The 20,849-nt window shown below is 64.6% G+C and carries 19 protein-coding genes; 11 read left to right on the top strand and 8 right to left on the bottom strand.

The features are described from left to right. Positions 1-3 precede the first annotated feature (3 nt). Genes tssK through VPH47_RS08240 form a run of 5 tightly spaced genes read left to right on the top strand, consistent with a single transcriptional unit; the run spans position 4 to position 7,989 of the window. Positions 4-1,338 (top strand): type VI secretion system baseplate subunit TssK, encoded by a 1,335-nt coding sequence (gene tssK, locus VPH47_RS08260; protein ID WP_368850484.1) that lies wholly within the window; start codon positions 4-6, stop codon positions 1,336-1,338. After that, positions 1,335-2,129: a type IVB secretion system protein IcmH/DotU gene (gene icmH, locus VPH47_RS08255; RefSeq protein WP_180846291.1), complete on the top strand. Its 795-nt coding sequence runs from the start codon at positions 1,335-1,337 to the stop codon at positions 2,127-2,129. The genes tssK and icmH overlap by 4 nt, the downstream gene beginning before the upstream one ends. 10 nt (positions 2,130-2,139) lie before the next feature. Next, positions 2,140-6,729, top strand: coding sequence for a type VI secretion system tip protein TssI/VgrG (gene tssI / locus VPH47_RS08250; RefSeq protein ID WP_368850483.1), 4,590 nt, complete (start codon positions 2,140-2,142; stop codon positions 6,727-6,729). Next, complete coding sequence (locus VPH47_RS08245) at positions 6,726-7,349, top strand: hypothetical protein (RefSeq protein ID WP_180867530.1); 624 nt, start codon at positions 6,726-6,728, stop codon at positions 7,347-7,349. Before tssI ends, VPH47_RS08245 begins: the two co-directional genes overlap by 4 nt. Next, complete coding sequence (locus tag VPH47_RS08240) at positions 7,336-7,989, top strand: hypothetical protein (protein WP_368850482.1); 654 nt, start codon at positions 7,336-7,338, stop codon at positions 7,987-7,989. Before VPH47_RS08245 ends, VPH47_RS08240 begins: the two co-directional genes overlap by 14 nt. Here the strand turns inward: VPH47_RS08240 and VPH47_RS08235 are convergent. After that, positions 7,958-8,269 (bottom strand): hypothetical protein, encoded by a 312-nt coding sequence (locus VPH47_RS08235; protein WP_368850481.1) that lies wholly within the window; start codon positions 8,267-8,269, stop codon positions 7,958-7,960. The two genes, VPH47_RS08240 and VPH47_RS08235, sit on opposite strands and share 32 nt — an antisense overlap. Here VPH47_RS08235 and VPH47_RS08230 point away from each other — a divergent pair. Continuing rightward, positions 8,251-8,877: a hypothetical protein gene (locus tag VPH47_RS08230; RefSeq protein WP_368850480.1), complete on the top strand. Its 627-nt coding sequence runs from the start codon at positions 8,251-8,253 to the stop codon at positions 8,875-8,877. The two genes, VPH47_RS08235 and VPH47_RS08230, sit on opposite strands and share 19 nt — an antisense overlap. Positions 8,878-8,883: 6 nt before the next feature. Here the strand turns inward: VPH47_RS08230 and VPH47_RS08225 are convergent, their stop codons facing one another. Next, complete coding sequence (locus tag VPH47_RS08225; protein ID WP_368850479.1) at positions 8,884-9,417, bottom strand: hypothetical protein; 534 nt, start codon at positions 9,415-9,417, stop codon at positions 8,884-8,886. Positions 9,418-9,463: 46 nt separating this feature from the next. Here VPH47_RS08225 and VPH47_RS08220 point away from each other — a divergent pair, with 46 nt between their 5' ends. The 3 genes from VPH47_RS08220 to VPH47_RS08210 all read left to right on the top strand — a co-directional run bounded on the left by VPH47_RS08220 (position 9,464) and on the right by VPH47_RS08210 (position 10,960). Continuing rightward, positions 9,464-10,030 (top strand): M949_RS01915 family surface polysaccharide biosynthesis protein, encoded by a 567-nt coding sequence (locus tag VPH47_RS08220; RefSeq protein WP_368850478.1) that lies wholly within the window; start codon positions 9,464-9,466, stop codon positions 10,028-10,030. Continuing rightward, positions 10,027-10,572, top strand: a complete 546-nt coding sequence (locus VPH47_RS08215) for a hypothetical protein (RefSeq protein ID WP_368850477.1) — start codon at positions 10,027-10,029, stop codon at positions 10,570-10,572. The genes VPH47_RS08220 and VPH47_RS08215 overlap by 4 nt, the downstream gene beginning before the upstream one ends. Positions 10,573-10,654: 82 nt before the next feature. Further along, on the top strand, positions 10,655-10,960 hold the full coding sequence (locus tag VPH47_RS08210; protein WP_180867510.1) for a hypothetical protein: 306 nt from the start codon (positions 10,655-10,657) through the stop codon (positions 10,958-10,960). 99 nt (positions 10,961-11,059) lie between these two features. Here the strand turns inward: VPH47_RS08210 and VPH47_RS08205 are convergent, their stop codons facing one another. From VPH47_RS08205 to VPH47_RS08180, 6 genes are all read right to left on the bottom strand, one after another. Then, a complete protein-coding gene (locus tag VPH47_RS08205) occupies positions 11,060-11,944 on the bottom strand; it encodes a hypothetical protein (protein ID WP_110712676.1) in 885 nt (294 codons plus the stop codon). Between the two features lie 131 nt (positions 11,945-12,075). After that, positions 12,076-13,782, bottom strand: a complete 1,707-nt coding sequence (dld, locus tag VPH47_RS08200) for a D-lactate dehydrogenase (RefSeq protein ID WP_368850476.1) — start codon at positions 13,780-13,782, stop codon at positions 12,076-12,078. Further along, positions 13,779-14,918, bottom strand: coding sequence for an FMN-dependent L-lactate dehydrogenase LldD (lldD, locus tag VPH47_RS08195; RefSeq protein ID WP_197612258.1), 1,140 nt, complete (start codon positions 14,916-14,918; stop codon positions 13,779-13,781). Before lldD ends, dld begins: the two co-directional genes overlap by 4 nt. A gap of 4 nt (positions 14,919-14,922) precedes the next feature. Next, positions 14,923-15,687: a transcriptional regulator LldR gene (gene lldR, locus VPH47_RS08190; protein ID WP_248857946.1), complete on the bottom strand. Its 765-nt coding sequence runs from the start codon at positions 15,685-15,687 to the stop codon at positions 14,923-14,925. A gap of 53 nt (positions 15,688-15,740) precedes the next feature. Next, positions 15,741-17,399: an L-lactate permease gene (gene lldP, locus VPH47_RS08185; protein ID WP_110712679.1), complete on the bottom strand. Its 1,659-nt coding sequence runs from the start codon at positions 17,397-17,399 to the stop codon at positions 15,741-15,743. A 582-nt stretch (positions 17,400-17,981) separates the two neighbouring features. After that, positions 17,982-18,740 (bottom strand): SDR family NAD(P)-dependent oxidoreductase, encoded by a 759-nt coding sequence (locus tag VPH47_RS08180; RefSeq protein WP_368850475.1) that lies wholly within the window; start codon positions 18,738-18,740, stop codon positions 17,982-17,984. A gap of 446 nt (positions 18,741-19,186) precedes the next feature. Here VPH47_RS08180 and VPH47_RS08175 point away from each other — a divergent pair, with 446 nt between their 5' ends. Both VPH47_RS08175 and VPH47_RS08170 read left to right on the top strand, forming a co-directional pair. Beyond that, entirely contained in the window at positions 19,187-20,140 is a 954-nt protein-coding gene (locus VPH47_RS08175) for an AraC family transcriptional regulator (RefSeq protein WP_110712680.1), read from the top strand. A 220-nt stretch (positions 20,141-20,360) separates the two neighbouring features. Beyond that, positions 20,361-20,825, top strand: coding sequence for an SMI1/KNR4 family protein (locus VPH47_RS08170; protein WP_368850474.1), 465 nt, complete (start codon positions 20,361-20,363; stop codon positions 20,823-20,825). The last annotated feature ends 24 nt before the right edge of the window (positions 20,826-20,849 follow it).

Below are 20,849 nucleotides of genomic sequence, written 5' to 3'. Positions count from 1 at the left end.
AGGATGTCGAAGGTTCTCTGGGGTGAAGGCCTGTTCCTGCGCCCCCAGCACTTCCAGCGCCAGGACGCCTACCACGAAGCACGGCTGCAGGATCTCTCGCAGACCCTGCACCCCTATGCATGGGGTGCACGCCGGGTGCGTTTCGATCCACATGCACTTTCCGGTGGCACGCTGCGCCCACTCGATCTGTCGGCGGTGTTCCCCGACGGCGAGACCTACGATGCGCCCGCGCACGACGGCCTGCCCGATGCGGTATCGCTGCAGGAGCTGCCGCCAGGCGTACAGTCCACCGTCGTCTATCTGGCACTGCCGCTGCTGCGCGATGATGGCGCGAACTGTGCCGATGCCGAAGGCACGGTTCTGGCCCGTTACCGCCAGGCCAACCGTGACACGCAGGACCTGTTCACCGATGCGGTCGAAGCCGAGCTCGCCTTCCTCAGCAAGGCAGTGAAGCTGCTCACCGACGATCAGCCGCGCGACGCCTACGCCACGGTGCCGATCGCGCGCGTGCGGCGCACCTCCAGCGGCGGCTTCGAGCTGGACGATGAGTTCATTCCGCCGTGCGCCCAGTTGCAGGCGTCACCGTTCCTGCATCGCGAACTGCGGGCGGTGCTCGATGCCCTGCAGGCGAAGGTCGATGCACTGTATGGCCTGCACCGGCAGACCTCGCAGAACATCATCGAATTCCGCTCCGGCGACATCGCCTCGTTCTGGCTGCTGCACACCATCAACAGCTCGTTCAGCGCGCTGGCGCATCTGCTGCACCATCCGCAGCTGCACCCCGAGCGCCTGCACCAGGAGCTGCTGCGCATGGCCGGCGCACTGCTGACCTTCTCCAATGCCTACCAGCTGGGCGATCTGCCGGTATATCGCCACGACCAGCCGGAAGCCCCCTTCCGCAAGCTGCTGGAGATCGTGCGCACCCTGCTGGATACCGTGATCTCCACCCGCTATTTCAAGATCGCGCTGAACGAGGTGAAGCCGTCCTATCATCTTGGCCGGCTCGATTCGCAGCGCATCGACGGCAATGCCTCGTTCTACCTGTCCGTCTCCGCATCGCTGCCGGCGCAGGAGCTGATCCAGAGCGTGCCGGTACGTTTCAAGGTCGGTGCGCCGGACGATGTCGAGAAGTGCGTGCTGTCCGCGCTTCCGGGCGTGAAGCTGACCCACGCGGCGCAGGTGCCTGCGGCGATCCCGGTGCGCCCGGGCAGCCATTACTTCGAACTCGACGCACGCGGTGCGCTGTATGAGCGCATGCTCAAGGCGCAGTCGTTGATGATCTACGTGCCGGCCGGTATTGCCGAACTGAAGATGGAACTCGTGGCGGTGACCTCATGATGAATTCCCCCCTGCCCCCGACGCCGGGCCCGATGCCCTCGCTGACCGCCAATGGCGCGATGGTCAACCCGACGCCGCAGGCGGCCAATCCGCAGAGCCTGCAGGACCTGATGGCCGACGGCTTCTACCTTCTGCTGCTGCTCAAGCGCGGCCAGCTGCCACACGATGCCGAGAGCTTCGTGCAGACGGTGCAGAAGTTCCTCGATGGCGTGGAACGCAATGCCATGCGCATGGGCGTGGCCTCGGAAGATGTCTACGCTGCCAAGTACGCGTTCTGCGCGGCAGTGGACGAGGCGATCCTGTCCCAGCCGTCGCCGCTGCACGAAACCTGGGAACGCAACCCGCTGCAGCTGCGCCTGTTCGGCGAGCATCTGGCTGGCGAACACTTCTTCGATCGCCTGGAAGAACTCCGGCGCCAGGGCGCCGCGCGCCTGCCGTCGCTGGAGGTCTACCACTATTGCCTGTTGATGGGCTTCGAAGGCAAGTACCGCCTGGAAGGCACCGAGAAGCTGGGCTACCTGACCGCGCGCCTGGGCGATGAGATCGTCTACCTGAAGGGCAAGCGCCACGGCTTCGCACCGCATGCACTGCCACCGGACAACGTCCGCCACAGCCTGCGCCGCGTGGTGCCGTTGTGGCTGCCGGCCGTGGTGGTGGGCTGCTTCGGCATTGTCGCCTTCTTCGGCATGCGCACCTACCTCGGCCACGAAACCGGCCAGCAGCTGGCCGCCTACAACGACGTGGTGCAGATGCCCGAGCGCACCGCCCACATCACGATCACCCTGCCATGAGCCTGATGATATGGACATCCCAAGCTCCTCACTGCTCGCATCCCTCGCTTCGCTGTCCCACCGCGAACGCCTGATCCAGCTGAAGGGGCCTGAGGAAGGCCTGGTCGTCGAACGCTTCGAAGGCATCGAATCGGTGTGCGGCGACAACCGCCTGCAGATCGACTGCCTGTCCACCGACGCGTTCCTGGACCTGGAGCCGTGGCTGGAACAGCCGCTGACCCTGCAGCTACGCCAGGCCGACGGTTCGCTGCGCCAGTGGCACGGGCTGTGTACCGAGGCTGCGCAGCTGGGCAGCGATGGTGGCCTGGCCCGCTATCGCCTGATCCTCGAACCGTGGACCGCGCTGCTGCGCCTGCGCCGCAATGCGGTGATCTTCCAGGATCTGGATACCCGCGCCATCTGCGAACAGATCTTCGCCGACTACCCGCAGGCCCTGTTCCGCTTCGACGTGCAGGCCGAGCTGCCGGCACGCGCGATCACCACCCAGTACCGCGAGACCGACTGGGCCTTCGTCACCCGGCTGCTGGCCGAAGCCGGCCTGGCCTGGCGCATCGAGCAGGCGCAGGACGACGATGCCGCACACACCCTGGTGGTGTTCGAGCCGGGCGCCGAGCTGCCCGACGCAGGCCGCGTGCGCTTCCATCGCGCCGACATGGCCGAGGCCAGCGACGGCATCACCGCCTTCGCCGAGCGCCAGCAGCTGGTGCCCAACGCCAGCACCGTGGCCAGCTGGCACAGCGAGCAGGTTGGCGCCGTGGCCGCGCACTCCAGCGCCGATGCCGGCACCCTGCCCGCACTGGAAGTCTACGTGCAGCCGCGCGCCGGTCGATTCGCCCAGGCCGGCTGGGCCGACGCCGAAGCACAGGCACGGCTGGACGCGCTGCGCGTCGGCCAGGTGCTCTACAGCGGCAGCGGCAGCGAGCGCCAGCTCGGCGCCGGCAGCACCTTCACCCTGGCCCAGCACCCGCAGCACGAAGGCCAGGCCTTCCAGTTGCTGGCCGTGCAGCATGTGGCCCTGAACAACCTGGACCAGGGCATCGCCGAACTGCTGGACAGCACCGCGCTGGAACGTGGCGCCTACCGCAACAGTTTCCTGGCCACTGGCAGCGGCGTGCCGTTGCGCGCCCTGCCGCAGGACCGGCCGACCCTGCATGGCCCGCAGACTGCACGCGTGGTGGGCATTGCCAACACCGCCGTGACCCCCAACCGCGAGCACCAGGTACGCATCCAGTTCGGCTGGCAGCGCGGCAGCAGGCCCAATCCCGGCGGCCTGACCGACACCGGCAGCGCCCAGCCCGGACACGCTCCCGGCGACCACACCAGTGGCAGCTGGGTGCCGGTGGCCGAGTGGGTGGCCGGCCCCAACTGGGGCACGGCCTTCCTGCCCCGCGTGGGCAGCGAAGTACTGGTGGAATTCCTGCACGGCGACATCGACCAGCCGCGCATCACCGGCCAGCTCTACAACGGCGAAGTCGCTCCGCCCTTCGGCGGCGGCATCGACGAGAACGCACGCCACCCCGGCGTACTCAGCGGCCTGCACACCCAGGCCCATGACGGTAGCGGCACCCAGCAATGGGTGATCGACGACACGCCCGGGCAGCTGCGCACGCGCCTGCACAGCTCACTGGCCGACAGCCGGCTGGAGCTGGGCTACCTGATCGCGCACCAGGACACCGCCCGCGGCACGCTGCGTGGCGAGGGCTTTGAACTGGCTACCCAGGGCTGGGGCAACGTGCATGCCGGCGAAGGCCTGCTGCTGTCGGCCAGCCTGCAGGAGCGCGCGGCATCCACGGTGATGGACAATGCCAGCGTGGTGGCCCAGCTGAAGGGCGCCGAGCGCAGCCTGGAACAGATGCAGCAGACCCTGGCGCAGCAGCAGGTGCCGGGGTTGGCGGAGTTCGAGCGCACCAAGCAGCTGCGCGAGCAGATCGACCCGAAGGCGCAGGGCCGCTTCCAGGGCGATGTGAACGGGCAGAGCGCGATGAAACCCGGCAGCGATGGCCGCAGCGCCGGTGACCAGCCGGTGGAACGGCTGGGCACGCCGCTGCTGCTGGCCGAGGCACCGCACCATGTGGCCTGGACCACCCCGGCCAGCGCGGTGGCCTACGCCGGGCAGAACCTGCAGATGACGGTGCAGCAGGACCTGCACGTCAGCGCCGGCGAGACCATCGCCACGGTGTCCGGCGAGCACGTCTCGCTGTTCGCGCAGAGCGGTCCGCTGCGGGTGATCGCCGCGCAGGGCCCGGTCAGCCTGCAGGCCCACGACGGCGAGCTGGAACTGCTGAGCGATCAGGCGTTGACCATCACCGCCACCGACGACCGCATCGACGTGCTGGCGCAGACCAAGGTGGTGCTGCAGGCCGGCAGCAGTGCGATCACGCTGGAGGGCGGCAACATCACCTTCAGCTGCCCCGGCGAGTTCAAGGTCAAGGCGGGGGAGCATCCGTTCATGGGGGGAGGCAGCACCCCGGCCAGCCTGCCGCCGCTGCCCGCTTTCACGATCAAGCCTGATCCGGGCCGCACCTTCGAAAGCACGTTCGCCTACGACCAGCTGCGCAGTATCGCCGAGCAGTCCACACCGGTCGAGTTCGTCATGATGATGGCGCCGACCTTCGGCTTCGATGTTCCGGCGCGGACCTACATGAAGCTGCAGGACGCGCTGAAGAATGGCAGCCTGCAGGCACCCGAACACAAGGTGATGGCCGGCGCGCCCTACCCGGCCGACTACGACAACAGCAAGCGCATCATCCGCGTGAACAGCATGGCGGCAGACCGCGCGGCGACGACCATCGAGGCGTCACGCGAACTGCTGGCGGTGCTGCTGCATGAGTTCGGGCACCACGTTGACAACGTGCTGCGCAATGATCTGGCGGAGAAGGATGCGAACGGCAAGCCGACCCTCGCTGCGGACAGCGGCAAGGAAGAAGGCACTGCACTCGCCTATCGCCTGGCGTTCTTCGACCTGGAAGGCACGCACGAAACCGAGTATGCGCAGTACACCTCGCCCGAGTTCAACGGTGCGTTGAAGGTGAACTATGCGGAAGTACAGGCTGCACTGAAGCAACAGGGGCCCGTGGCCCAGGAAACCAACAAGAGCGAGGATGGGCGCTACGAGGGGTTCAGTGCGGGTGATGGCCAGAACCATGACAAGCGACCCAGCGAGTCGTTTGGGCATCGATCGATTGAGGCGGTGCTGGGCAAGGTCGGCTTCAGCCGCGCTGAAATGAACGCGATCTATTTCGGCAACTGGCTGCGCGACTACTCGCAGCTGCTGGATCCGAAGATCGTGCGTCCACCGAATCTCCCAAAGGATCTTGGAAAGCACATCTCCCGATCTGCATTGACAAAGGTTGTCGACGTCCTGGCTGGCAGCGAGTTCTACGAACTGCGTCGAGGAAACTATCGTAACTACGGCGTAACCACTGAACGATTGGGCGTGTATCGTCCCAGCGAACACATCGACAATCCCAAGAACATCAAGCCGTCGCCTCCGGACCCCAGAACCATCGATCCGGACTTCGAGCCATGGGTTACGCCTGGCAGCGATCTGCTCAAGATCGACCCAGACCGATCGATGAAGCGCTACATCATCCGTTCCAGCGAATTCATGGAGGCCGAGCTTCGCAAGGCCATGTCATTGGGAATGACACCTGATGGCATGCGTCACTTCGGTTCGGCACTTCATGTGCTTGAGGATTACTTCGCCCATTCCAATTTCTGCGAACTGAGCCTTCGAAAGCTCGGGCATGGCAAGGTGCTGCCCTGGACTGCAGCGGCAACTTGCAAGCATTCGTACCCAGTCGTCACCGGCATGTTCGGCTCCACCGATGTGATCGCCAGCCTGGCCGAACCCATCGCACACAAGGTCTTTGGCATTGAAAGCTGGGAATTCAAAGCCAGCAAGCCCGGTGATCGCTCGGACGGCGAGAAGATCATGCTGATACTGCTGTCGGAACACAGTGACAAGAGATACTACGAAGCCTTCGAGAAGTTCCTCAAACTTCGTGATCGCATCGCAAGCATTCCAGGCCATGAGTATCTTGAACGTGCTGGCTGGATTGCCAGCGCCCCGATGCGCCTTGTGCTGAACTCATACAACTTCGTGTACCAGCAACTGCTGTTGCTGGTGGGCAACAGCGTTGACGATGCCCAGACCATGTTCGACTCTGATCCGAACAAGAATGGATCTACGGACCCCAGCCACTCCCAGCTCGCCAAGGATCACGATGTGCACCCCTTGCATACGCTCGCTGCCACCCTGGCCAGCAGCGCGGTGCAACAAGTGGGAGCTGCCATGTACAAGCACTGGCGAGGAATGCCCACGACCAGTCCGGCCACGATCGCAAAGTCCTACCTGGTGCACCCGCAAGACACCTCCTGGCAGGATGGACTGGTGGGCGCCTGGGCGAAAAAGCACCCTGCCGACATCCGGCGTGCTGCGTCAGCGACCGAGCTTGAGCACTTGCATGAGGAACACGGCAAGCACGCTCTGGAGGAAATTCGCCGGGTGGGTCGCTATGGATCCAAGAGTTGGGACTACATCACCAAGTTCTACGAAGATCTGTTTGGTGAAAAGAATCAGGTGAAGCCAAAGAAATGATCAGGAATCTCTTTCTTGCCTCGCTTCTCGTCCTTGGCTTCGGCGCGTGCAGCGATGCCCAGACAGCAGCTCCCGCGCGTGGCGAGGCCAATGCAGCGCCGCATCTCGCACTCAACGAAGACTATGTCGAGTACAAAGGGAAACGCCTGACCTTCAAACAGGACCTTGCCGCATGGGAAAAGGTACTTGGACCCACGCACCGCAATGCGCTTTCGGAGGCATCGGACATCGTCGTCTGGGACGATCTGGGCATCCGCGTCTATACGAACTACCCCAAGGACCTGACGGTCCGCACCGTCGCCGTCACCCTGAAGGGCCTGCCGGAGGACTCGCTGGCCTACATCGCACCGGGGGAAGGCGTTCGTCCCCGCGCCGACTACAAGGGAGCTGTCTCGGTCAGTGCGGTGAAAGTGGACAAGAATACCCGGGTCGGGGACATCGCGCGTCTGAGCAATGATCGGCTGCGCATCGACTGCAGCCGCGGCATCGATCTCTGCACGGCAAGCCGCAAGGATGACCGGTTCAAGGATGTCAGCACGTACTTCGGCGTCGACGATCGTCGATATGACAGCATCCCTTATGAGATCGAGTTTGGTCCAGGACGTGATGGCACCCGCTGAGCCCAAGCGTACGGCGACGGCTCTCTTCGCGACCAACTCACGACGTTTTCTGGCGATAGCGCTTTCATCGCTCTTTGCCCCATGCAGCGCCGCACCTCAGGATGAGCAGCCGAAGCAGAAGCCAGCGGCCATTTTCGAGAATGGCTCGATCCTCATCGGCTCACAGCGCGTTGAACTTGGCGCCCCCGTCAGGGCATGGATTGCCGTCCTTGGTAGCGACTATCGCTTCGCCGATCCTGAGTTACCGATCATGATGATCTGGGATGAACTGGGGATCGCTGCCTACACGGGCCCAACGAAAGAACATCGCGTCAACTCAGTCTCATTCGTCCTCCGTGTCCCTCCTAGGTCATCTGGCGGCTATGAACCTCCAGGAGAAGGAATTCAGCCACGCAAGACTTTTTCGGGTGCGGTCTCGTTCTCGGGCACTCCTGTGAACAATACGACGCAGGTTGATGACATACCCCGACTGAGCGGAGGTTTACTGGAAGTACACTGCAGCCAGGGAATTGCCCTCTGTAGCGCGAACAGGACAGATCAGGCGAAGCTGGATTACTCCTTCTATTTCTCCGTGGACGATAAGCGCTACAGCAGCTACATATACAAACTCAACATCGAGAAAGACGACGCTCCAGATTGAGGAGGCACGGAACCACCTTCACAAGCAGTGACCACTCGGCCTCATCATCGACAGCGGGCAATTCAACGGCGACATGAAGATCTGCGACATCCCGGCCGCCCGATGCACGATGTTTGAGATTCACTGCAGCGAGGGCATCGGCACATGCATCAGAAATCGGGTTGATGGCACTACTCGTGGCTGCTCCATCTACTTCAGGGCTGACGAAAGGCGATACGATCACCTCCCGTACACCATCGAAGTCAGCCGCGAGACCAACTGATGTACGCTGCGGTGCCATCGAGAATCCTCCTGATTTCGTTTTCTGTGCTTGCATTTGCTGCCTGCGATGCCAAGCATGCCCCGGGCTCAGGCGAAAGCAATGCAGCCCCTCTGGCTTTCCAGGATGACTACGTCAAGTACAGCGGACAGCGCCTGGATTTCACTCAGGACCTGTCCAACTGGATCAACGTGCTTGGCCCCAACCATCGCACCGCGTTTCCCGATGACCCTGGCATTGTGGTCTGGGACGATCTGGGCATCCGTGTCTACACCAACCATCCCAGGAATCAACGTGTGGTCACAGCATCAGTCACCCTTCGCGGAGAACCCGAGGATTCGCTGTCCTACATTCCACCAGGCGAAGGCGTTCGACCTCGCCAGGACTATGCCTACTCCGTTCTGGTCAACGGTGTCCGCGTAAACAAGGGCACTCGCGTAGGCGACATCGCACATCTGAGCGGAGGTCAGCTTCGCATTGACTGCAGCCGCGGCATAAGCATCTGTGGCGCGAGCAGGAACGATGAAAAGTTCATCCAGATGAAGATGTATTTCGGAGTGGATGACCGACGGTACGACAGCACCCCCTATGTCATCGAATTCGGCCCTGGCAGCAACCCGGCTCATTGAAATTCATCAAGTACGATCAAGACGATAGTGTGCAGTCGTCAGTGGCACGAGGATCTCTTCGACAGGTGGATCTGAGAAGAAGATGCCTCGGACATCGTTGTCTGGGACGACCTGGGCATCCGTGTCTATACGAACTACCCAAAGGATCTGACGGTCCGCACCGTCGCCGTCACCCTGAAGGGCCTGCCTGAGGACGCGCTGGCCTACATTGCGCCCGGTGAAGGCGTTCGTCCGGGTAAGGACTACACGGGCACTGTCGCGGTCAGTGGCGTGAAAGTGGACAGCAATACACGTGTCGGGGACATCGCGCAGCTGAGCAATGATCGGCTGCGCATCGACTGCAGCCGTGGTATCAATCTCTGTACCGCAAGCCGCAGGGATGCCCGATTCATCCATGTCAGCACCTACTTCGGCGTCGATGATCGTCGTTATGACAGCATCCCGTATGAGATCGAGTTTGGCCCGGGGCGTGATGATGCGCGTTGAACCCGCGGTTTCGCCGACAGGTTCCTCTCGTTTCACGCTGCTGTTCGTATTCATACTGACTGCGGCCGGCTGTGGTTCGCATCACGTGCCATCGGCGTTCATGACCACGCCATCGCTACCCGAAGCGGAACTGACAGAGCTCTACCCTGGCACACTGCTGAAGCAACTGGCTTTCAAGGACGTAGACGGCCCGGGCCTGCTGCTGCTTTCGCGCAGCGCGCAAGCATTGCCGGCGCAGGGCGACGCAGGACCGCTGGATCAGATCACGCTGCGTGCAGAGCTGTTCCGGCGCACCGATGAGGCGAGTCCTTGGGTTTCGCGCTGGAGCGTCGAAGATCCGGTTCAATGCGAAGGCCTGGATCTGGAGGCCGGCTATTTCCTGGATCAGGTGACAGCCACCGACCTGGACAACGACGGCCGAGCCGAGTTGACGCTGGCCAGCCACAGCGTCTGTGGCGGCGGCATTGACCCGCAGCAGCTGCGCATCGGGCTTCGCCAGGGCGAGCAGTACTACGAGGTGCGCGGCGAATCGCTGGTACACGTGGAAGGCGATGAACCTTTCGGCGGCGAGCGTCAGAACGATCCTGCGCTGGCATCAGCTGCGGCGCCGTTGCGTGCGCACATCGACAGCGTGTGGGAAGCGATCAAGCGCGGGAGTTCGCCGTGACCGTGCCATGGTGCCAGCGCCTGCATCCGCCCGTGCTCCTGCTGGTGCTTTCGGCTGCCGCAAACGCCGCCATCGCGCGCACGCCGCCGCCCAGTCCACTGCAACGCGCCTGCGCGGCCGACATCGAGGAACGTATCGAGCTGCGGTTCGCGGACGGCAGGCATGTAAGCGCCTGCGTACCTGGCGTCGGCGACGGCTGCGCGTACGGCAGCGGGCAGACCACGCTCGACGCTACGCCCGACCTCAACAACGATGGTCGCGCCGACGCAATCCTCACCCACTTCGGCAGCAGCTACGGTGACATCGACGTCACCCATAAACTGGTGCTGGCGCAGTGCCCGGACGGAACCTATGCGCGCCTGCTGGAGGGACGGTTCACCACGCTGGCCGCACCTCCGGCACCGCATCCGGCGTGGCCGGCGCTGGAGGCATCGCGTGACTGTCCGGGCGGCCGGGAAACGATTGCACTGCACTTCGAGCGGGCTGCCGCCCGCTACCGCGGTCCGGAACACTTCGATCCCGACAATGCCTGCACACGCTGAACGACACGGCTTGATCCAGCGCATGCCGTCGCCACGGGCGCGGTGCTATCGTGGCGCCATCATGCCCTCAGGAGTTGCACCCATGAACCGATACCGTCCCACCCGCCTTGCCCTGGCCGCCCTCGCCTCGCCCCTGTTGTTGGCCGCCTGTGTCAGCACGCCAGGCCCGGAGGTGAAGGGCACGGGCCGCTGTAATGCCAGCCAGCTGGGCTGGGCGATCGGCCAGCCAGCCAATGAACCCAACATCCGCCGACTGTCCAGCGAAAGCGGTGCCGGCCTGGTCAACCCGATCGGCCCCAGCACCATCACCACCAAGGACATCCGCCAGGACCGCCTGCGCGTGTACGTGGACAAGGACAACATCATCACCGCGACCCGCTGCGAATAAGCACCGCCACAGGTTTCTGTAGAGCCGAGCCTACGCTCGGCTGCTCTCCGGTCAGGCCGCACGGAAAGCCAGCCGAGCGTAGGCTCGGCTCTACAGGGTTCAGGGTTCGGTATACCCTGCGCAATCCGGCAGCGCCTGGTCGGGGTGGAACACCCCATCACTGAAGCGGAACAGCCGCGTGTAGCTGCACGCTGGGTCCTGCTCGGTGCGGAGGTCCTTCTTCTTCAGCGGCCCTTTGGCCAGCGAATCCTCGAAGCGCGAGACACCGGCCGGAAACCGCGTGGCCACGGTCTGGTAGCGCAGTACCGGCATACCCTCGGCCGCCGTCTCCAGCCCCAGCTTTGCCGAGAACCCATACTCATCGTGGCAGGCACCGGCACGCTGCTTGATGTCCTGCTCGCTGAAGCAGGCGCGGATCATCGCACTGCCCAGCCACGGCACGGTCAGCACGTCGTCGTCCACCTGGATGTCGTCCTGCAGGTGGCGCACGCGTGCCAGCTGCAGCGTGGACGCATCGGCACCGCCGCCGGAATACATGCTGCTGAACGAGACGATGCCTCCCACCAGTACATTCTGGCGGGCCCGCTGCTGCGGGTCGGTCACAGGCTCGTCGCTGCCAACGCCTGGGGCCAGCCGCACGATCCACGGCCACAGCTTCAGATCGCTTTCCTGCGGCACGTCGATGCTGACGTGATAGGTGTGTGGCGTGCGCTGGCCCGGCACCTTCTCAAGTACTTCCAGCACGGTCGGCCGATCACCATCTTCGGTGACCGGCTGCACGCGCACGCACCAGGCACGATCGAGGGTGCAGTCATAGAGCCCCGCTGGTCCCGTCTCATCGGCGACCAGCACCTGCCCCAGCGGCTCCATCACATTGCCGGCAGCGTCACGCTGCTGCGGCAGGATCGAGCCCTGCGCCAACACCAGCGCCGGGGTGGCCAGCAGTGCAGCACACACGGTCGTGCGGGCAACGATGGGGGGCATGGGCGGCTCCTGCGGTTGGGATTCCGATGGTAACCGTTGCCCGGGCAGAGTCGAGCCATGCTCGACTGCTGTCTGTCGGGAAGAGCAGCCGAGCATAGGCTCGGCTCTACAGTAAGGACACGTTGTATCCGTCAATGCCCATTACAGTCGCAGCCACCCCACCCTCTCGCCTTCGACGTCTGGCCGATACCGGGATTGAACGTATTGCTCGGGTCCAGCTGCTTGTAGAACCCGGCCAGTGCCGGCTTGGCCGGGTACAGGTGGCCGACGTTGTGCTCGGCCGGGTACTCGGCGCCGCGCTGGTCCAGCAGTGCCCACATCGCGTGCTCGATCGCCATCGGGTCTTCGCCCTTGCGCGCGATGTAGTCCTGGTGGAACACGTGGCACAGGAAGTGCCCGTAATACAGCTTGTGCAGCAGGCGGCCATCGATATCGGCCGGCAACTGCTCGAACCAGTCGGCGTCATCGCGACGCAGGGCGATGTCCAGCGCCACGATGTCCTGCACCTGGTTGCGATGCACTTCGCGGTAACGCACCGCCGCGCCGGCCACGGCGAAGCGATGCAGGAAGGCCTTGCGCCCCTCATCGGCCGTGCAGTGGAAGTAGCCGCCCTCATGGTCGGTAAAGAAGCCGCGCAGCCAGGCCTCGGTGTCCGCTGCGTCCTGCGCGGAGACCTTCAGCAACAGATGATGCTCGTAGCGCTGGCGGAACTCGCCCATGCGCTTGGGCAGGTGCGAGGGCAGCAGGCCGGTCAGCACCTGCATCACCCGGTCGGTCACGCCGCGCAGGCCCAACCGCTCGAACCAGCCATCGACGCGGCTCTTCAGTGCGAAGGCGGCCGGCACGCGGGCGGTGCCAAGGCGGTCGATCAACAGGAAGCTGTCCTTGCCGTAGCGTTCGCCGATGTCATAGGCATCGCGGTGGATGTACTCGCCGGCAATCGGCAGGCGTTCGAAGCCGGTCAGCAGCTGGCGCCGGATCGCGGTGAGGCTGTCGGTGCTGTTGCTGCCGATATAGAAGACCTCTGCCGCCTCCTTCTCGAAGGTGTCCAGGCGCACCGCGAACACTGCCAGCTTGCCGGCAGATCCCGCTGCCTCGAAGTGGCGGCTGGGGTCGGCATTGAAGCGTGCCGGCGTATCGGCATCGACCCGGCGCACTTCCTCGGCGTAGCGCGGATCGGAGGCGGCACGGCCGTCACCGTCACTCACGTCGGCAGCACGGTAATCACCCGCCTGCAGGCGCTGCAGGATCTGCTCGGGCGTATCGCCCAGCGCGATGCCCAGATGGTTGACCAGCTGCAGCTGGCCCTGCGCATCGACCTGCGCATACAGTGCCAGCTCGGTGTAGGCCGGGCCACGGCGCACCAGCGCGCCGCCGGAGTTGTTGCAGATGCCGCCCAGCACCGAGGCGCCGATGCAGGACGAGCCGATCACCGAATGCGGTTCGCGGCCCAGTGGCGCCAACGTCTGCTCCAGCCGGTCCAGCGTCGCGCCGGGCAGGCACAGCACCTGCCGGCCTTCGTTCAACAGCTGGATGCCGGTCAGGCGCAGCGTGCTGACCAGCACGATCGGACGCCCATAGTCGTTGCCATCCGGGGTCGAGCCACCGGTCAGGCCGGTGTTGGCTGCCTGCAGGATGATCGCCGCCCCGCCCTGCACCGCTGCCTGCAGCACACGCCACAATTCAAGCAGCGTGCCCGGGCGCACCACCGCCAGCACCGGGCCGTCACCGAAGCGGTAGCCACGGCGGAAACGGCGGGTGGCCTTGTCGCCGGTCAGTACGTGGCGGCTGCCGACCGCAGCGCGCAATTGCGCCAGCACGGCATCGTGGCCACTCACGGCAGGTTGACCAGCGAATCGCGGCCGATGTCAGCGATGCGGCGCGCACCGGTCAGTGTCATCGCCACGCGCATCTCCTTGGCGATCAGGTCCAGCAGGTTGACCACGCCAGCCTCGCCCTGCGCTGCAAGCGCATAGACGAAGGCACGGCCCAGCAGCACGGTGTCGGCACCCAGCGCCAGCATGCGCACCACGTCCAGGCCAGTGCGGATGCCGGAATCGGCGAGGATCTTCAGGTCGCCCTGCACCGCATCGGCAATCGCCGGCAATGCACGCGCGGTGGACAGCACGCCGTCGAGCTGGCGGCCACCGTGGTTGGAGACCACGATGCCATCGGCGCCGAACTTGACCGCATCACGTGCGTCATCCGGGTCGAGGATGCCCTTGATCACCATCGGGCCCTGCCAGAACTCGCGGATCCACTCCAGGTCCTTCCACGAAATGGAGGGATCGAAGTTGCTGCCGAGCCAGCCGATATAGTCCTCCAGCCCGGTCGGGTTGCCACGATAGGTGGAGATGTTGCCAAGGTCGTGCGGGCGGCCGAACAGGCCCACGTCCCACGCCCAGTGCGGATGGGTGATGGCCTGGCCGATGCGGCGCAGCGAGGCATTCGGTCCACTCATGCCGGAGTGGGCATCGCGGTAGCGCGCACCCGGCACCGGCATGTCCACGGTGAACACCAGGGTGGTCACCCCAGCGGCCTGCGCCCGCTCCAGCGCATTGCGCATGAAGCCACGGTCGCGCAGTACATACAGCTGGAACCACATCGGCCGCTGGATGGCCGGTGCCACTTCCTCGATCGGGCACACCGATACGGTGGACAGGGTGAACGGGATGCCGCGGCTGTCGGCCGCGCGCGCCGCCTGTACTTCACCGCGCCGGGCATACATGCCGGTCAGGCCGACCGGGGCCAGCGCCACCGGCATCGCCAGTTTTTCGCCGAACAGCTCGGTTTCCAGGCTCAGGTCGGACATGTTGCGCAGGATGCGCTGGCGCAGCGCGATGTCGGACAGGTCGGAAACATTGCGCTTCAGCGTGTGCTCGGCATACGCGCCGCCATCGATGTAGTGGAACAGGAACGGCGGCAGCCGGCGTTGCGCTGCGGCACGGTAATCGGTGGAGGCGGAGATGATCATGGGGTCAACCGTGTGGGGAAGGTAGACGCGAGGCCCGCGCACGCCGGGCTTCGTTGTCATCGAGGGTGCGCAGCGTGGTGTGCACGAACTCGAGATGGGCATGCGCGGCGGCGCGCGCGCGTTCGGGGTCGCCGGCCAGCACCGCGTCCATCATCTCGCGGTGCTGGTCGGACAACGGCGAGAAGGTCCTCGCCGAGGTGTAGAGCTTTTCGCGGCTCTGCGAGATGTTGGTCTGCAGCAGGTCGAACAGGCCGCGCATCACCTGCAGCAGCACCAGGTTGTGCGAGGCCTCGGCGATGGACAGGTGGAAGGCCGCGTCGGCCTCGGCTTCACCGGTGGGATCGTCCTTGCCGTGCGCGTCCATCATGGTCTGGAAGGCCTGCGCGATGCGTGTGCGATCCTCATCGGTGGCGCGCAACGCTGCATGCCAGGCGGTGGCACCTTCCAGCGCGTGGCGGATCTCCAGCACGTCGAAGCGGTATTCCGGGTCGCCCTGGAACAGCGGCAGGTACGGCGCCAGCGGTTCATCCAGCGCCTGCCGCGCGCGCGCCGCGGGTTCGGCCACGTAGGTGCCGCCACCGACCCGTGCGGTCAGCAGGCCCTGGCTGGCCAACTGCGCGATGGCCTCGCGCAACGACGTTCGCGAGACCCCCAGCTGCACCGCCAGGGTGCGTTCGGCCGGCAGCCGGTCGCCCGGTTGCAGCCGCTGTTCCTGCACCAGGCCGCGCAGCTGCGCGGCCACCTTGTCCGAAATACGTTGCGTGCTCATGGTGCCATTGTGGCCCGAAGCGCGCAGCGGGTGGTCGGCTGACCGTGCATGGCTCAGGGAATCATCCAGGTCAGCCAGTAGGCCTGCGCCAGGGTGATCAGGCCGACCATGGTGGTGAAGATCAGGCTGTGCTTGACCGTGAAACGGAACAGGTCCGATTCCTTGCCGGCCAGGCCGACCGCGGCGCAGGCAATGGCGATCGACTGCGGCGAAATCATCTTGCCGGTCACGCCGCCAGTGGTGTTGGCTGCCACCAGCAGCACGTCGGACACGCCAATCTGCTGCGCGGTGGTCGCCTGCAGTGCTGAGAACAAGGCGTTGGATGAAGTATCCGAGCCGGTCAGGAATACGCCCAGCCAGCCGAGGAACGGCGAGAAGAACGGGAACGCGTCACCGGTATGCGCCAGTGCCAGCGCCAGCGTCGCCGACAGGCCCGAATAGTTGGCGATGAAGGCAAAGGCCAGCACCATGCCGATCGAGTAGATCGGCATGCGCAGCTCACGCACGGTCTCACCGAAGGTCTGCAGCGCCGAACGGGCCGGCATGCGCAGCGCGATGATCGCGATCACCGCGGCCAGGATGATCGAGGTGCCGGTGGCCGAGAACCAGTCAAACTTGTAGATCGCCTCGTAGCTGAGCGGTGCATCCACGATCGGCGGCATCTTCTGCACCATCTGGTCGAGGCCCGGCACCGGGATCTTCAGCACCCAGCTTTCCAGCGGGCCGCCCGCCGCGAACAGCGACTTGAACGGCTTGATGCTCCACAGCGTGACCATCGCGGTGAGGATCAGGAACGGCGACCATGCCTTGGCGACCTGGCCGACGCTGTAGCGTGGCGCTTCCAGTGCCTGTGCAGCGGCCTCGGCGCTGGTTTCGGTGTCGAAGCGGAAGATCCGCACCGGCTTCCAGCGGCGCAGGAACAGGGTCAGGCAGACCAGCGATGCCAGTGAGGCGGTGATGTCCGGCAGTTCCGGGCCAATGAAGTTGGAGGTCAGGTACTGCGCGATGGCAAACGAGCCACCGGCCACCAGCACCGCCGGCCAGGTTTCCTTGATGCCACGCCAGCCATCCATGATCGCCATGATCCAGAACAGCACGATGAGGGTCAGGAACGGCAGCTGGCGGCCGGCCATCTGGCCGATCTCGAACGCGTCCAGGCCGGTAACCTGCCCGGCCACGATGATCGGAATGCCCATTGCACCGAACGCCACCGGCGCGGTGTTGACGATCAGGCACAGGCCGGCGGCATACAGCGGCTTGAAGCCCAGCCCGACCAGCAGTGCCGCGGTGATCGCCACCGGCGCACCGAAGCCGGCCGCGCCCTCCAGGAAGGCACCGAAGGCGAAGCCGACCATCAGCATCTGCAGGCGCTGGTCTTCGGTCACCGACAGGATCGAGGCACGGATGATGTCGAACTGCCCGGTCTTGACCGAAACCTTGTAGAGAAACACCGCGCCGATGATGATCCAGGCGATCGGCCACAGGCCATAGACGAAGCCGAAACCGGCCGCGCCCAGCGCCTGGGTCAGCGGCATGCGGTAGAACAGCAGGGCCACGCCGAGTGCGATGGCCACGGTGATCGTGCCGGCCAGCCAGCCTTTCATCCGCAGCACGGCCAGGGCGATGAAGAAGAACGCGATCGGCAGCAGCGCGATCAGGCTCGACAACCACAGGTTGCCGGCGGGGTCGTACAGGTGTTGCCAGGGCTGCATGAAGGCTCTCGACTGGGGGCGGGATGTGCTCCACCGCACGCGATGGGTCGCCGCGGCCGCCGATCATTGGTGCTACCAATAATGATACCGATCAGACCACGTGCAGCGGATTTAACCGCCACTCCGGCGAAGCGCCTATTAGACCATAGGGCTAGACGCCATATTGGTCAGACCATTTCGCGATGTAAGGGTCAGAGCCCCTGCGGGGATCTGACCCTGCCTGGGCCCTTGGGGTCGGATCCCCGCAGGGGCTCCGACCCCACTCCGCGTCAGATCTTCTTCTCCAGCCGCCGCATCACCGCCAGCACCAGCACGCACAGCACGCTCACCCCGATGGCAACCACGTACCTGCCGATGCCCACGGCGATGCCGATTGCTCATCTCGCGCTCGACGCCGAGCAGCATTGCTGCGGCCTCGCGCAGCAGGATCGAGACATCCTGGGTGAGTTGCATGGGCAGGCTCCGGGAGTTTCCCGGAGCGTCGCGTGGCACCCGTGGCACAGAGCTGAAGGCCACACCACAGCCCGTTCACCCGACAGCGCCGGGCCGTGTCCAACGCCTGCGCCATCTGTGATCAACGCATCACTGCGCCAGGTAGCCACCATCAATGGCGTAATAGGTACCGGTCGCGAACGAGGCGTCGTCGCTGGCCAACCAGGCCACCAGTGCCGCTACTTCCTCGGCCGTGCCCAGCCGCTTCAGCGCATGCCGCGCTTCCAGTGTCGCGCGCACCTTCGGATCCATCTTCTCCAGCAGCGGCGTGGTGATGAAACCCGGGCCGACCGCATTGACACGGATGCCATCTGCGGCATGTTCCCAGGCTGCGGTCTGGGTCAGGCCGACCACGCCGTGCTTGGCCGCTACATACGCGGTGGAACCGGCATACCCCACCTGGCCCAGGATCGACGCCATGTTGATGATGCTGCCACCGGAACCCGCCGCACGCATCGCCTGGATCTGCGCACGCTGGCACAGGAATACGCTGGTCAGGTTGACGTCGATCACCCGCTGCCATCCGTCCACCGGATAATCACCACTGCTGGCCGCCGGCCCACTGATGCCGGCGTTGTTGACTGCGACATGCACGCCGCCCAGTTCCTTCACCGTGCGCTGCACCGCCGCTTCGACGGCGGCATCATCGGTCACGTCCAGCGCGACGCCGATGGCCTGCACGCCGCTGTCCTGCAGCTGTGCCACCGTGGCATCCACCGCGCCCTGCTTCAGGTCCCAGACCGAAATACGCGCACCGGATGCGGCGAGGGTCTGCGCGACCGCCAGGCCAATGCCGGATACGCCGCCGGTCACGATCGCGGTCTTGCCGGTGAGCTGGTAATCGATCATCTGCATTCTCCATCTGTGGGGGTATCGATGCGGCCTGCCGCCGCCAACGCCTCACGCTACGCCTTCATCCGTGATGACACGGACGACAACGTGTCCGCAGGCGATCGTTCCACCCATGGAACCTCAACTGCAGTTGATGTATGGAATTGCGTACGGATATGCATGCAGAACGCCGCCGTATGTTCCACGGAAGATTCAACTTGGCCATATTGACCAATCGTTTTGACCATCTCGAAATCAAATGCGGGTGAATCAAGGCGACAATGGGAAACGTTTCCAGTTTCTTCGACACACTCATTCCAATCTGGCGTTTCCCCAGCCATCCAGCGTGCCGTCGCCACCGCATCGCAGCGGGTCTGCACAGGCCACGACCGGTACTGCATCTGCAATGCAGAGCGCATGGGCGAGGTACTGCCAGCGTCCACCTCCTGCGCACGTGCCGAGCAATGTCCCGATATTTCACTTTCGCCGATTACCGCCGCTTCGGCCATCGCCATGGCTTTGATTACCGCGCCGATCCGGAACACCTGCGCGACGATCAGTGGGCCGGCCACGGCGAGGTCAATGAACAGTTCCTGCGTGGCGGCATGAGCCTGATCGCGTCCGACGTCCATAATCGTTTCCCGTATGTGGCCACTGCCCAGCAGAGCCCCGGGTTGGCCATCCGGGTGATGCTGCAGGGGCAGGTCGACGTCCGCATTCCGCGACGCGGCGGCTTCACCCTGCGCGCCGGCACCGCCATGACCGCGCACCACCGGGAACAGGTCGAGATGACCGGCTCACATCCCGGCGAAACGCGCATGCGCGGCGTCAGCGTGATGGTGCCGGGCCAGATCGATCCGGATCTGTTCCAGCTGCCGCAGCTGGAAACAGCGCTCAATACCCACCTGGAATGCCGCCACTGGGCGATTCCGCACACCCTGCTGCCGGTGCTGGGCCAGCTGTTCGACAGCCCCTGGCAGGACGGCATCGATGCGCTGTGGCGCGAAGGCGTGGCCCTGCAGCTGCTGGCCGTCGGCCTGCAAGCCGAAGATCTGCAGACCGACCACGTGCGTACGCTTCGCGCGGGCCAGCGCGAGCGGCTGGAGCGTGTCCGCGCTTATCTGCACGATGATCCCAGCCATGCCCACAGCCTGGTCGAACTGGCCCAGCTGGCCTGCATGAGCCCGAGCTCGCTGCGCCGCCACTTCGCCCAGCAATACGGCTGCTCGGTGTTCGACTACCTGCACGAACAGCGCATGCGCCATGCCGAACAGGGCCTGCGCGAGGACGGCTGGACTGTCGAGCAGGCTGCGGCCGCCAGTGGTTACCGCCACCCCAGCAACTTCGCGGCTGCATTCCGCAAGCGTTTCGGCCTGGTACCCAGCCGCTGGCGCACCGGGCCCTCAAAGGTCGGATAGCAGCTTCTGCTTCACGCCATCGCGGATGCCGGCCAGCGGCCGGCACAACCGCAGCCGCCTGAATCGACCTTCCATGGCTCCGCTCTGGTAGGTGTCGACCTTGGTCGACACGCGCTGGAAGCGATCATATTCCCGACACATCTCTGCGCATGTCGCATATGCCCATTGCCGCCAAAGATGGGCCGCGCCATCGTAGTAAGGCTGACTACAGGGACTTCTCGTGGACAATCGAGATCAACCAAGCACGCCTTACTTCATCCGATGCATCCAAAGTCCATGGCTACCCGAGACAGGCGCGCATGAGGACGATCTACGCAGCTTTCAGGCACATTGGAGCGAGGCAGCGATTCCAGAGGAATTCATGCTGCTCCTGCGTTGGTCAAACGGTGGGCGCTGCGTGTTCCCTCATGCTTATGTCGACCTATGGTCCATCGCCACCATCATTCAGCTCAACCGCAGCTACCAGATCCGTCGTTATCTTGGCGACTACCTGATGGGCATTGGAACGGACGGTGGATCGACGCTCATCGCGCTCGATCTCTGCCCACTCAGTCGCGGACAGATCATCTCATTCGATCTGGGCGATCTCGACATCAGCCGGGGAAAGCCCATCGCCGAATCAATTGCCGAACTCTTTCGGAAGTTCGACAGTGGGCTGCTGACGAGCGACAACCTTTATCCTTGAGCATAGAAACGCCGGCCAGCGGCC

Source organism: Stenotrophomonas sp. WED208 (assembly GCF_040984485.1).
Classification (GTDB): Bacteria; Pseudomonadota; Gammaproteobacteria; order Xanthomonadales; family Xanthomonadaceae; genus Stenotrophomonas; species Stenotrophomonas riyadhensis.
The sequence above is the reverse complement of the archived record's forward strand: the minus strand, read 5'-3'. Positions and strand labels throughout refer to the sequence as shown.